This window comes from Rhizobium sp. BK376 (genome assembly GCF_004341625.1).
GTDB lineage: Bacteria > Pseudomonadota > Alphaproteobacteria > Rhizobiales > Rhizobiaceae > Rhizobium.
Genome location: NZ_SLZG01000037.1, coordinates 19,821 through 33,409 on the forward strand (window position 1 = coordinate 19,821; position 13,589 = coordinate 33,409).

11 protein-coding genes are annotated in these 13,589 nt (G+C 57.6%); 4 read left to right on the forward strand and 7 right to left on the reverse strand.

The features are described 5' to 3' along the window. Positions 1-3 precede the first annotated feature (3 nt). Positions 4-1,050 carry an NAD(P)-dependent alcohol dehydrogenase gene (locus EV561_RS33795; RefSeq protein WP_132528256.1) on the forward strand — a complete coding sequence of 349 codons (1,047 nt, stop codon included), beginning with the start codon at positions 4-6 and terminating at the stop codon, positions 1,048-1,050. A 1,486-nt stretch (positions 1,051-2,536) separates the two neighbouring features. Here the strand turns inward: EV561_RS33795 and EV561_RS38215 are convergent. After that, on the reverse strand, positions 2,537-2,953 hold the full coding sequence (locus tag EV561_RS38215) for a hypothetical protein (protein WP_245513184.1): 417 nt from the start codon (positions 2,951-2,953) through the stop codon (positions 2,537-2,539). A gap of 597 nt (positions 2,954-3,550) precedes the next feature. Between EV561_RS38215 and EV561_RS38220 the strand changes: the two genes are divergently transcribed. Continuing rightward, positions 3,551-6,865, forward strand: coding sequence for an ATP-binding protein (locus tag EV561_RS38220; RefSeq protein ID WP_245513188.1), 3,315 nt, complete (start codon positions 3,551-3,553; stop codon positions 6,863-6,865). A 3-nt stretch (positions 6,866-6,868) separates the two neighbouring features. Further along, positions 6,869-8,143, forward strand: coding sequence for an MFS transporter (locus tag EV561_RS33805; RefSeq protein ID WP_132528258.1), 1,275 nt, complete (start codon positions 6,869-6,871; stop codon positions 8,141-8,143). A gap of 27 nt (positions 8,144-8,170) precedes the next feature. On the opposite strand, the gene EV561_RS33810 is transcribed toward EV561_RS33805, so the two are convergent. The 4 genes from EV561_RS33810 to EV561_RS33825 all read right to left on the reverse strand — a co-directional run bounded on the left by EV561_RS33810 (position 8,171) and on the right by EV561_RS33825 (position 12,038). Continuing rightward, positions 8,171-8,983, reverse strand: coding sequence for an MIP/aquaporin family protein (locus EV561_RS33810; RefSeq protein ID WP_132528259.1), 813 nt, complete (start codon positions 8,981-8,983; stop codon positions 8,171-8,173). 99 nt (positions 8,984-9,082) lie between these two features. Further along, positions 9,083-9,997 (reverse strand): alpha/beta hydrolase, encoded by a 915-nt coding sequence (locus EV561_RS33815; protein ID WP_132528260.1) that lies wholly within the window; start codon positions 9,995-9,997, stop codon positions 9,083-9,085. A gap of 465 nt (positions 9,998-10,462) precedes the next feature. After that, positions 10,463-10,987, reverse strand: a complete 525-nt coding sequence (locus EV561_RS33820; protein ID WP_132528261.1) for a hypothetical protein — start codon at positions 10,985-10,987, stop codon at positions 10,463-10,465. A gap of 148 nt (positions 10,988-11,135) precedes the next feature. Next, the gene (locus tag EV561_RS33825) at positions 11,136-12,038 is read right to left on the reverse strand and encodes an alpha/beta hydrolase (RefSeq protein ID WP_245513186.1); all 903 of its coding nucleotides are present in this window, start codon (positions 12,036-12,038) and stop codon (positions 11,136-11,138) included. Here EV561_RS33825 and EV561_RS33830 point away from each other — a divergent pair. Next, positions 12,006-12,272 (forward strand): hypothetical protein, encoded by a 267-nt coding sequence (locus tag EV561_RS33830; RefSeq protein WP_132528262.1) that lies wholly within the window; start codon positions 12,006-12,008, stop codon positions 12,270-12,272. The genes EV561_RS33825 and EV561_RS33830 overlap by 33 nt on opposite strands. A gap of 127 nt (positions 12,273-12,399) precedes the next feature. Here the strand turns inward: EV561_RS33830 and EV561_RS33835 are convergent, their stop codons facing one another. Beyond that, the gene (locus EV561_RS33835) at positions 12,400-13,011 is read right to left on the reverse strand and encodes a hypothetical protein (protein ID WP_132528263.1); all 612 of its coding nucleotides are present in this window, start codon (positions 13,009-13,011) and stop codon (positions 12,400-12,402) included. 392 nt (positions 13,012-13,403) lie between these two features. Next, the coding region (locus tag EV561_RS33840; protein ID WP_132528264.1) for a Tn3 family transposase at positions 13,404-13,589 on the reverse strand (186 nt) is incomplete at its 5' end.

The following is a 13,589-nucleotide window of genomic DNA, read 5'->3' on the forward strand; positions in this document are numbered from 1 at the left end:
TCCATGCCTACCATCGCAAAAGGGTACGCGGCGACCGATGCTTCGAAGCCGCTTTCGCCGTTTACATTCGAGCGTCGAGATCCCAATCCTGAAGACGTGGTCATCGAAATCAAGTATGTCGGCATCTGCCACACCGATATCCACTCGGCCCGAAACGAATGGAAGAACGCGGTCTACCCGATGGTGCCGGGCCACGAGATTGCCGGCGTCGTTACCGCAGTCGGTTCCGAGGTCAGGAAGTTCAAGGTCGGCGACAGGGTCGGCGTTGGCTGCTTCGTCGACAGTTGCGTCGGTTGCGCTTCCCGCGACCTGGACAACGAACAATACATGCCTGGACTGGTCCTTACGTACAATGCCGTCGAGGCCGACGGAAAGACGGCGACGCAGGGAGGGTATTCCGATCATATTGTCGTCAAGGAGGGATATGTCCTGTCCATTCCGGACAATCTTCCGCTCGACGCCGCAGCTCCGCTTCTGTGCGCAGGCGTGACCCTCTATTCGCCCCTTCGGCATTGGCACGCTGGTCCGGGCAAGAAGGTCGCCATCATTGGCATGGGCGGTCTCGGACACATGGGCGTTAAGCTCGGTTCGGCGATGGGCGCGGACATAACGGTGCTTTCCCAATCCCTTTCGAAAAAGGAGGACGGACTGAAGCTGGGCGCCAAGGAGTACTACACGACTAGCGACACCACCACGTTTGAAAAGCTGGCTCGCAGCTTTGACCTCGTCCTCTGCACCGTCTCCGCGGAAATTGACTGGAACGCTTACCTTAATCTCCTGAAGGTCGATGGGACTATGGTACTGCTCGGCGTTCCTGAGCATGCGATCCCGGTCCATGCTTTCTCTCTAATCCCGGCACGCCGGAGTCTTGCCGGATCACTGATCGGGTCGATCAAGGAGACGCAGGAGATGTTGGACTTCTGCGGCAAGCACAGGATCGTTTCCGAAATCGAGAAGATCAAAATTCAGGAAGTCAACGAAGCGTTCGATCGCGTTCTGAAAAGCGACGTGCGGTACCGGTTCGTTATCGACATGGCTTCGCTAGCCTGAGTAACGGTTTGGTCGGAGCGCATTGACCATGTCTATCCGACGCGGAACGAGCGGTGCGAAGTCCTGGACATATACGTGCGCCGGGACTCTATCGACGACGCCGTCGACGGCGGATATTGCCGATCGACGGATTTTGATTCTAAATTGTTGCGCCTTCGGGATGCGGGAGGGCTTGCAAAGTCAGTAGACGAGTGGCTCCGCATCGAGTGACGAAACGTCGCGACAGACCAGGTGTCACTCGTTTGGTTTTCGTCGAAGCGGGTGCCGAATGACGACTGAAGGGGCCGTTGCAGGCTCGGCAGTTTATGAATTGCGACCAGTTCGCGTTGGAGCGGACTTCATCCTGCATCGCGGCTTCGAGAAAACCACTCGAAAGCCTGTACTTGCCGTTTCACCTGCGTCTCGACCATTCGATCCCCTCTTACGGGACAGACTCGAACACGAGTTTTCTATTGCGGGGAAAATCGATCGGAAGTGGGCGGCGAGACCGCTCGAGATCATCAGGCATCGGGACGCCGACGTTCTCATCTTGGAAGATCCCGGTGGCACTCCGTTGGACGCCCTACTCGACAGACAGCCAGGACGGAGGCTGGAGCTCGGTCTCTTCCTAAGGATCGCGGTAGGGCTTTCGCAGTCTCTTGGTCAAGTCCATGAGCAAGGATTGATACACAAGGACGTCAAGCCGGAAAATGCTCTCGTCGGTGACGCCGGACACGTGTGGCTCCTTGGCTTCGGTGTGGCGGCCGAATTGGCGCGGCAGCGTCAGGCCCCTAGATCTCTCACGTACATCGCCGGAACACTCGCCTACATGTCTCCGGAGCAGACGGGGCGTGTTAACCGAAGCATCGACGTGCGAAGCGACCTATATTCACTCGGCGCGACGCTGTTCGAACTTTTAACCGGCGCGCCGCCCTTCGACGCCGTGGAGCCGATGGAACTCATCCACTGCCATATTGCGCGGCAGCCGCCCTCGGTGAAGGAACGGGTCCCCGAGACGCCGAGCGTGTTGTCCGCGATAGTCGAGAAGCTTCTGGCGAAATCTGCCGACGATCGATACCAGTCCACAGCTGGACTGGAGCGTGACCTTCAAAGATGCCTCGACGCTTGGTCTTCGCAAAACTGCATAGAGGATTTCGCGCTCGGGATATCCGACGGCCCGGCAAGGCTCGTCATCCCGGAAAGGCTTTACGGACGATCCGTCGAAATGGCCGCGCTGAAATCGGCTTGCGAACGGATCATGGGGGGCGCAAGCTCGGAGCTGTTTCTCGTCGGCGGCCAGCCCGGCGCGGGAAAATCCTTTCTTGTTCGCGAATTCATATCGCGGCAAGCGCCTGCGGGCATCTTGTTTGCTGCCACAAAATTCGAAGCTCACCTCCGGAACAGCCCGCTCGCCTGCGTCGCGCCCGCGCTGCAGGTTCTCGTAAAGAATGTCCTGAGCAGAGACCGTGCCGAAGTTCAAGGCTGGACGAGACAGTTTAAGGAGGTGCTAGCTGCGAACGCCCGGCCGGTGATGGATCTCGTTCCGGAACTGGGTTTCGTGCTGGGATCGACACCTCCGGCGGCGGACCTGCCGCCACCCGAGACAACGCGACGCTTTCAAGCGGTTCTGCGAGATTTCGTCGGGCTGTTCGCACGGCCGGATCATCCGCTGGTTTTGTTCCTGGACGATCTGCAGTGGGTCGACCGCGCAAGCCTCGACCTCGTCGAACAGCTGCTCGTCCATGCCGACGAGCCCGCAAGCGTTCTGATCATCGGGACGTACCGACAAAACGAGGTACACGACGACCATCGGCTGATCCAAAAACTTGCCACCCTGCGTTCGAAAGGAGCGGCGATCACGGAAGTTTCGCTCCAGCCTCTGGAGGAGGAAGATCTCGGTCGGATGATTTGCGACGCCTTGCACTCCGATCCTGCATACTCTCGTTCGCTTTCGCACCTGGTCCAAGGCAAGACAGGCGGCAATCCTTTCTTCGCAATTCAATTCCTTCATTCGCTGGAGGACGACGGATTGCTGGCCGTCGATCGCACGAACCGGCGATGGATCTGGGACGAGCCCGGCATCCGTAGCCGAAACTATAGCGACAACATCGTAGATCTGATGGTCGTCACGTTGAAGAAGCTATCCACCGGAACGAGAGACGCTCTCTGTTGGCTTTCATGCTTTTCTTCCACGGCAAACATCGAGCTTCTGGCCGCCGCTTGCGCGGTGACGGTGCAGGAACTCCACGAACTGCTTCGGGAGGCCGCCAGGGCAGAATTGGTCGCATGCTCCGATGACGGCTACGCATTCGAGCACGATCGGATCAAGGATGCGTCCTATTCGCTGATCCCTGAAGAGATGAGGTCCTGGCGGCATCTTAGGATCGGCCGACTGCTGCTGGCCGACTCGAGCCTGGAAGAGCCCGACGCCGGAATATACAAGGTCGTAGAACAGTTCAGTCGCGGCAGGAAGACCATCGAGACCGCTGACGAAATCCTTCAAGTAGCGAAATTGAATTTGGTGGCGGCAAAGCTCTCCAAGAATTCTGCGGAACATGCCGCCGCGCTGTCCTACCTGAGGGAGGTCGATGAACTCCTGCCCCCGGACCGTTGGTCCTCCCACTATGCCATGGCCTTCGATTGCGAGCTGACTTTGGCCGAGTGCGAGTTCGTCATGGGCGATACGGCGAGCGCCGAGAAACGGCTCGAGCTGTTAGCCGATCGTGCAGTGACGTTAATTGACCAGGCTGCAGTCGCCTGTCTTCGCGTCGATCTGTATGTCGTCCTCATGAGGCCGCAGCGTGCCCTGCAGATAGGCGCCGATTTTCTTCAGACGGCGGGGTTTGCCATACGGCTCGACCCGTCGGACGACGACGTACGTAGGGCGAAATCACGTGTGTCGGATCTGATGAATGGAAGGATGGTCGAAGACCTGCTTGACCTGCCGATAATGACCGACCCGAATGAAGAAGCGACGATCAACGTGCTGAACAGGCTGGTCTTGTCTGCTCTATATGGGAACACCACACTTCATTACTTGATCATTTTGCTTATGGTCGAATACAGCATCCGCAAGGGCAACAGCGCAGCTTCCGTACTCGGATATGTTTCGTTCGGCCGCTTCCTCATCACCGAGCACTCCGAATTCCAAACCGGGTACCGGTTCGGCAGGCTTGCTCTGGATTTGATAGAAAAGAAGGAACTGACCACCTTCAAGGCTCGTGCGTATTTCAGCTTCGGGACCGGCGTTAGCTCCTGGTCACAGCACCTGCGTGTTGGACGTTCGTACCTTCGGATCGGACTTCAAGAGGCTAAGCGTAACGGCGACACCCTCTACGTCGGTTATAGTCTGAGCAACCTGGTCGGAAACGCGATCTCGTCGGGAACAAGCTTAGACGAGGTCGATCGGATGGCGATCGATGCGCTCAAGTTCGCGCTTGGTTCCGAATTCCAGATCGCGGCGGGGTTCGTCCTTGGACAGTTGCGTCTGACAAGGTCTTTGACCGGGCTCCCTGTGGACTTCAGAGGGCTTGAAGGTTCCGAGTTTCATGCCGATGATTTCGAACGCGACCTGCTGTGGGCTCGACATCCGCAGACTGTCTCGGACATCTATTGGAGCAGGCGGCTTCAAGCACTGGTATTCCTTGGAGACTACGGTGCGGCGATCGAAGCCGCCCAGCTCGTGAAGACACTTCTCACTACGCCGTGGCCCAATATCGAGGGCGCCGAATATCATTTTTACAAAGCGATCGCCTATTCCAGACGCCTCGCGAACCACGACGGTGCGGTTTCGCCGACAGACGCCTTGGAGCGGATCAGAGAACATCACCGGCGGCTCGAAGCCTGGTCTGTGCATTCCCCGGATAATCTTTCATGCCGTGCGGTTCTTCTCGGAGCGGAAATAGCACGTCTCGAAGGACGCCAGGCGGATTCCGAAGCTCTGTTTGAAAAGGCCATACACTTGGCGCGGGAACAAGGCTTTGTACAAGTGGAGGCGTTGGCGTGCGAAATGGCCGCGGCGTCCTACGGCGCGCGTGGCCTTCGAGAAATTCAAGAATATTTCCTGTCGAAAGCGTGCGAGGCCTATGGTCGATGGGGCGCAGGCGCAGTTCTGCGAAGGATGGGGGTAGAGCCCGATGACATCTATCCAACCCGCAAGCCTGCCTCACAGCGGTCGCCGCTAGGAGAGCAATTGGACGCGGCGGCGGTCGTGAGAGCTTCCCAGGCTATTTCCGGAGAAATGCGTCTGCCTGAACTCATCGACCAGATCATGCATATCGTGCTTGAGAACGCAGGGGCGGAACGCGGATTGCTCATGCTCATGCAAGACGAAGTCCCGGTGGTCGTCGCAGAAGCTCGAACTTTGCCCGGAGCAATTGATGTCGTCGTCAGAGAATCTCCCGCGACGCCGGACGATCTGCCGCAATCTGTACTGGGATATGCGATCAGGGCCCGGCAGCACGTGATCCTGGAGGACGCGGTCGCCGACGACGTATATTCGAATGACGACTACATCACGCGGAACCGGTCCAAATCGATCCTATGCATGCTCATCGTTAGACAAACCAGAGTCATCGGTGTTCTCTATCTCGAAAACAACCTCACTTCCGGCGCATTTACGCAGGAGCGACTGAGCGTCATCGACCTTCTGGCGTCCCAGGCGGCGATCTCGCTTGAAAACGCCAAACTCTATAAAGGTCTGCAGAGGAGCGAGACCTTCCTTGCCCAAGGGCAGATGATCAGCAACACCGGGAGTTTCGGCTGGAGTGCCGCTTCGGGCGAATTCTTTTGGTCGCGCGAGCTTTATGACATTCTCGAATATCCGCCGACCACAAAGGCTTCGATCGAGCTGGCGCTGCAGCGCGTCCATCCAGACGATCGGACCACGGTAGGTGCGATGGTCGAAAACGCCATGCGCCAGGGAGCGGATTTTGACAGCGACCACCGTCTCTGGATGCCAGACGGCCGTATCAAGCATGTTCATGCCATCGGTCGTGCGCTTCACAACGGCGATCTCGATTTCGTAGGATCCGTGCGCGACGTTACTGAACGGGTCGCAAACGAGGAGGCCCTGCGGGAGGTGAAAAGCGATCTGGCCCATGTGGCGCGGGTCACCACTCTCAACGCGATGACGGCGTCGATAGCGCACGAGGTCAACCAGCCGCTATCCGGCATTATAACGAATGGCCACACCGGGATGCGCCTGTTGTCGATGAACCCTCCGGACCTTGCTGGCGTGGCAGAGACAATACAGAGGACGATACGAGACGCCAACAGAGCCTCCGACGTCATCAATCGCTTGCGGGCCATGATCAAGAAGCAAGCGGCAGTTACGGAACTTGTTAATCTCAACGAGGCCGCGCAGGAGGTGATCGTCCTTTCGACGAGCGAACTGCAGAAGGCCAAGGTACTCGTCCGGACAGAATATCGCGACTTGTTGCCCTTGATTCGCGTAGACCGCGTTCAACTGCAACAGGTCATCCTCAATTTGCTGCTGAATGCGATCGAGGCTTTGACCGGCGTGACCGATCGCCCGCGAGAAATTACTATAAGAACGAGCGTGCAGCTGGATGGCTCGGCAAGACTCGACGTCCATGATGTGGGCATCGGCATCGAGGACAAGACCATGGATCGTCTTTTCGAGCCATTCTTCACGACGAAGGCAACTGGCATGGGCGTCGGACTTTCGATATGCCGCTCGATAATCGCCGGGCTTGACGGGCAGCTATGGGTGACACAGAACGATGGTCCTGGATCCACTTTCAGCTTCAGCATTCCTGCCGCCGGGACCGCTTCTGACGGCATCGGAGAACGCGATGCCGTCAGCGGGAGATAGGTGATGCTATCTGAGGACGGCCAGTCCGAGATTGAAAGACCGATCGCGATGCAGAGTGCTGGGTCGCGTGGGACGGCCTCTTTCACCGGAAGTGTGGGTGTCCTGCTCGCGCTGGCCATGTTCATCAACTTCCTCGACCGCGGGAACCTCGCAACCGCCGCGCCGCTCATCAAGGAGGAACTCAACCTCACCAACACCCAATTCGGACTTCTTGTGTCGGCCTTCTTCTGGGTTTATGTGCCAAATCAATTGGCCGCCGCCTGGCTAGTGGTGACTTTTAGCGCCTATCGCGCACTGGTGGTCGGGTTGATCGTCTGGTCGATTGCCACGATACTGACTGGCTTCGCTGGCGGTTTCGTGAGCCTGCTGGCACTTCGTATCCTTCTGGGCATCGGCGAGAGCGCCAGCTTTCCCGCCACCTCAAAGTTGCTGGCTCAAAACCTCCCGCCGGAAAGGCTCGGCTTCGCAAATGCGCTGGTCAGCGCAGGCATTATCCTCGGCCCGGCCGCAGGAACTTTTTTGGGGGGACTTTTGATCGCCCATTTCGGATGGCGGCCACTGTTCATACTGTTCGGTCTCGCTTCGCTGTTGTGGCTGGTTCCGTGGCTGCGGCTTGAACAACGGCCCGTTGAGGAATTGGTCGAAAACAGAAACGCATCCGGACCGACCTTTCGTGAAATACTCACTCGCAGGGAACTTTGGGGTGCGGCGATGGGGCACTTCGCCAGCAACTATACGTTCTACACGATAACAACATGGCTTCCGCTCTATCTGGTGAAAGTTCAAGGCTTTACTATCCCTCAGATGGCCCTGGTCGGTGGGCTGGTCTATGCCGCGTCCGCGTTGTTTTCGCTGTGCGGCGGCTGGATCGCAGATCGCTGGATGTCCGCCGGAGGGAGCGCAAATCGAGTTCGGAAAACCTTCATCGGCGCCTCCTGCGTCGTGGCCATTGTCTGCATGCTTATGTGTGCATCGGGGAATACGGAGCTTGCGGTCGCAGGCCTTCTGCTGTCTTCGATCGGTCAAGGTCTTGGCGGCTTCAACCTTTACGCTATCGGCCAGACACTCGCAGGACCGACTGGAACTGCGAAGTGGATCGGGCTTCAGAACTGCATCGGCAACATGTCGGGAATCGTCGCTCCAATTTTCACCGGGGTGATCGTCGACGCCACTGGGGCATATACACCGGCCTTCTTCGTCGCCGCTGGAATGTCGCTGGCAGCACTCGTGTCTTGGACGATTGTTATACCTAGGATCCAGCGTATCGATTGGAAATGACCAAGGGCAAGGTACCATCCACCCGGATCACTTGGCTGACTCGAGAGACAGCTTCTTTTCGTGAGGATAGAAAGGTCGAATGAGCAGGTGCTGTGCGCCGCCACCGACCAACCCGCCAATCAAGGGGCCCGCGATCGGCACCCACCAGTAGTCTACGACACCGGGAAAGGCAGCTTTGTCCCATCCGGCTAACCAGGCGAATACGCGTGGACCAAAATCGCGGGCTGGGTTCAAGGCCCATCCCTCCAGGTAGCCCGACGATGCGCCGATGACGGCGACGATCAAGCCGATCACGATCGCACCGAAGTTTGCACGCGGTGCGATCGTGTTGAACTCGTCCGTAAGGGCGAAGATACCGAACACCAGAAAGGCGGTGATAGTGATCTCGTTCACAAAGGCTCTCGCGGGAGTAATCGCCAGTCCGGGAGAGGTGAAGAAGACGCCCGACGCGCCGCCTTCGGCACGCGCCATGTGCTGCGTCGCATTGAAGGAGTCTATGACCGAGGAATATAGCCCGTATACGATCGCAGCCCCTATGAAGGCGCCCACCACTTGCGCGATCCAATAGGGCACGACCTTTTTCCAAGCGAAGCCCCGAAACACGGCCAGCGCCAACGTCACGGCTGGATTCGCATGGGTGCCGGAAACCGCGCCCGTAACGTAGATCGCTATCGACACTGAAAGACCCCAAGTGATGCAGAGGCCCCAATATGCCGTTTTGTATGGGCTTGGGTCGTAAAGGAAATACATTGCGGCCGCGGAGCAGCCGAACGTGATGATTATGATTAACGCGACAGCCTCGGAGATTAGCTCTCCAACCAGCTCGTGATAGCGTCCCATTGACCGAACTCCTGTTGATTTCTTCATCGCCGCCCAAGCCGGGTCGCGGCTCGGACTTTATCATCCAGCATCCTTTCGCATCGCATTCAGCGCATGCCTTCAAACTGCCAGAGCGGTTGTCTTTTGATGCTGCGATCCCGCCCGCCACTCGCCGGACAGATGCGCTAGGATCTCGTGCAGGAAGAACTGCGGTGCCTCCGTTGGCGAGAAGTGTCCGACTCCGGGCATGAACCGGAAGGAGAAATTGCTCAAAAATTTGTCGAGTTGGTCAGCCCATGCGGTGGGGAACAGTGGATCATGTTCGGGCCACAGCACGGAAACCGGCTTGTTCAGACGCTCGCCCGCTTGCGGCATGGTTTCTTCAGCGTAGTCCGAAATTGGATTCCCCTCGATAGTCCTGAACCAGGTCACGCCCGCCGTGAAGGCGCCCGGCGGAGAGTAGACTTCGACCATGTGGTCGAGCAGCTCGTCGGTCACGGTAGAACCGGGACCAGACCAGCCGTCGAGATGGACCTTCAGCAACGCACGAATGGCGTCAGGTTTTCCATCGAAGACCTGCTCGACAAGCTTGGTTCTAAAGAAGGTCGCGTGCCAGAATTCGTTCACGGCCTTGACGTCGAGAATCCGTTTTCCCACGCCGGGAAGCGGCGGTGCCAGAACGAGCGCGGAGACGAGGTCCGGGCGGAGTCGCGCCACCATCTGAACGGTGAAGCCGCCAATGTCGTATCCGACAAGAATTACGTCTCGGAGACCCAGTTCTTCGATAAGGCCAATCACCGCAGAGGCCTGGCCGTCTCTGGATAAGGCGGAGTCTCCGCGATCAAGATGCTTGTCGGAGAGTCCGAAGCCGCGAAGGTCCGGAACGACCGTCATGGCGTGAGGCGCGACTAACTCGGCAAGCCTGTCATATTCGTGTCCGTCGCCGGGCGAGCCATGAATCATGACGACGGCCCGACCTGAGCCATTCTTGCGGTAGGCGAGACGGAATCCATCGATTGGTTTGGTGAAAAGCATTGGTTGTCTCCGTACGTTAATGTTGCGCTACTTGCAATTGCGTCCGGAAATACTGGAGTAATTTATCCTCAGCAGCGACAATACTATAGTGTCGCCTAGACCACGGGCTATAGTTACAGATACTAAGGTATTGTTGCTACGTCGAAACGTACGCCATCGTGTAGATGGCCCGAACGGAATGGCTCGCATTGCGATCGAAGCAGCGTTCCGCATATGCGTCTTAAAACGTATCCGCTATTCGCGGGGTCGATGTTTTCGGAGGTGCATTGCGGGCGGGGCATTTACCTAGGCAGCTTGTACCCGTGGCCCGATAAAGGGCGAATTCGTACTGCAGCGTGGATCCACCCATTGGCCAGTCCTTCCGGAATGGGCCGGAGGTTCGTCTTTCGGCGCTTTCGAGATTCAGGTCAGCAACTATTGAGGCGGATGTTCTGCCTCAGATATGGCCAGATTGAACGGGGGGCGCTAGTTTCGGAGCGCGGCCCGCCCTATGCTAGCGGCAAACAGCGGCGTCTCTGCGTCGTTATGCGCTTGCGCGATAGGGTGGTTTTGAGTGCGCAGCAGATCAAAGGGAATTCCCTGGCGCTCCAGGAGCGCGCGCATTTCGTCGGTTGCGAAGGACTGGACGTGCGTCGTGAGTTCGCACCGGTCCTCGGCAATCTTCTTGGCGGTAAGCTCCCATCGCACGTGAACCATCGTCCTGCCATTAGGAGTGAATATGTCCGAGTCGGAATCGAGAATAAGATGATCCTTCTTTGCCAGCGTTTCGATGAAGTGCTGGACCATCAGGCTGCCTCCGATCGTCTCGACGTTGATCGCGACACGCTTGCCGTACGGAGTCTTCGTCGAGCCCGCCGCGATATGCGCCGGCGAACAACTTAGATATTCCTCCTCGGTGATGCCGAAACACCATTTTGGGATGTCAATCTTCTCGATCGGAGCGTTGATGCCCGCCGTGGTGCTCACGTCGACGATCTGGTTCTCTTGCATGGTCAACTCCTTTTAAGGTTCAAACAGGCACCGCACTGCGGCGGCTGCCGAAGGGATGGACGAGTGCTCACAGTGGTCTTCTTTACTTTCAAGGAGATCAGCGATCGGTACCGCGTTCATTGACGAGACGGTCGGAATTACATTGATTTTATCGGCCACCTGTCTCGCTGACGAACTCGCGCAACTGTTGAAGGAGGCGCTCCGGCTGCTCTTCCGCGATCCAGTGACCGCAATCTTCAATGGGTCTGACAGTCACTTTTTCGGCGACTTCCAGGAGCATCTGCTCCGCGATGGGAAGAAAGAAGCTAGCGGTCCCGCCAAGTCCAAGTACGGGCATCTTCAGCTTGCCCTTCTCAGTGAGAATGCGGCGGTTGTCTTCGGCGTCTTGCTCGAAGGCGCGAAACAGTTCGAGGCCTGCTCTCATGGCTCCTGGCGCGGTGTAGTCGGCGACATAGCGTTCGGCGTCAGCGATGGATATTGCGTCGGGATTGGCGCACAGCCTGAGATAGAAGGAGCGTAAGTAGGCAAATTCGTTGCCGCAGATCAGCATCTCGGCCACGTTGCCCGCTGCACCGTGCAGGTGGAAGTGCCACAGCTTGGCCTGACTGAACTTCGTTGTGGCGACGCTCTCCATTCCTGTCGTACCGGCGATAGGCGCTTCCATGACAACCAGACGGTCGATGTCTTCGGGAAAGAGTGCCGCAAATGCGTACCCGACTTGCATACCGAGGTCGTGGCTGACGACGGTGATCCGCTTTCTGGCGCCGAGGTGGTCGAGCAACGCTTTGATGTCCTTTGCCATCGTGATTTTATCGTAGCCCGCTTGAGGTTTGGACGATCCGCCTGCTCCCCGGTAGTCTGGAGCCACGACGAACCAACCGTCGGCACGAAGCGGCTCTATGATGTGTCGCCACTCCCACCATGTTTGCGGCCAACCGTGTAGCAGCACCATTGTGCGGACATCCTGGCCGTCCCGCGGTGACATTCCCGCTGTCACGTAGTGAATGCGAACATCCGCATGATCGAACATGTTGTGTTGAAGGCGCTGCATGCGTTATCTCCTCTAGCCGACATTGCCAGTGCCGAAACTATCGGCCTGATGGGACGCTGCGCGAAATTGCACGATGGTGTGAATGGCCCGCACCTTGGTGTCGATGGCGCGCCGGGCAGTTCGGACTTGATCGGCTCTGGAAACTCGGCCAGTCAGGTGATCACGGGCAGCGATCGATCAGTGGATGAAAGACGTCGCTCCAAGCCCGATCTTGGAAGATGGTTCGCGCACTGACTGGCTCGATGGCCGCTCTTCAAACGTTCTACGAAGCGGAGCTTCGGTCCACTTGCTGTTGATCGTCGAACGCCGGTGTCTGCGGATCCGTAACTCTTTTTATGCGCCGCGCACGATACCACCGCCGTCAGGTTGATACGGGCAATCCCGGCAGAATCCTTGCGCAGTCTGCGCATTGCCTGAGGCTGTGCGAAACCTTCCGGCACTGCTTCGTTATCGCAGCGAGCCGAAGGTCTTGGACACCGAACTGTTCGTACAATTCAAGGCCCGATGCCGTATGGCTATGCCGCAAGTGTGACTTCCACCTTGGTTCAATCCTGACCGCATCCAAAAAACATGTAAATGATCGGCTGCATCTCTGATGAGATGGACGCGATCTCTCGCACAACAGCGTCCTCGCGAGGAATTCGGTCACCCGGGTGTCCAGGCGACCAATGGCAGGTTCCGGATGTTCAGCCTCGGCGGCTCGGCCGGAGATTACCGCGGCGCTGTAGAGGCTGAAGATCGGCTTCATCGCCAACCCGCGGACTTCGCTAGCAGCTGCGATCGCGGCCTTTATAGCCAGGCCGCGATGCCATTGAACCGAAGCGTCGAGCAGATAGTCAATGAAGACGAGAGTTACAGCGCCGACGAACATGTTGCCTGGGTACTCGCCGGATACACCGTCCTGTGGAGTATCAGAGATGCCGAGCGGCGCGAGAAGCGAGAGCTGGGCGACCGATTGGCTGGACGAATCCAATCAATCGTCTCCGGTAGGTTGTTTGGCTGGACGCGACAAAGGTCATTACAGGGAAAAAAGCAACAGTTGCGAAATGACCTCCCGGTTCCATAAATTAGGTTATGCGATTTTCAATCCAAGATTGAAATGCCGGTCGCTCATTTCTTGGCGGCACGGGCGCTCGGCTTCGTCTTAAGCTGTTATCTAATCAGGCTTTCTTTACTATTTTCGCAGCAATCTTCTGCGCACTGTTCACACGCAGGAGCTGTTTTGTCTTTTCCCCCGGGCATTCTCGGTATATAAAGCTGTCACCAAGCAGCGCCAACGTTCGCTCTGACGGACGAGGAGGGACTCTACGGGGCAAGAACAAGAGGAGTGCGAAATCGTACGCTAAGGGCGAACAGAATGAGAACTTATGTGACCCGCCGCAGCCCGGCTGGCAGACGAAGCGATCGAAATCCGTGCGGCATCTGATGTTCGGCATCCCATGTGTAGGTGCCGGTTAGGTTGATATGCTCCCAACTGAGCGGCGAGATGTGCTTCAACAGAGTATCAGGAATATCTCGACCCGCTCGCTTCAGCTGTGTGATTGCACGGTC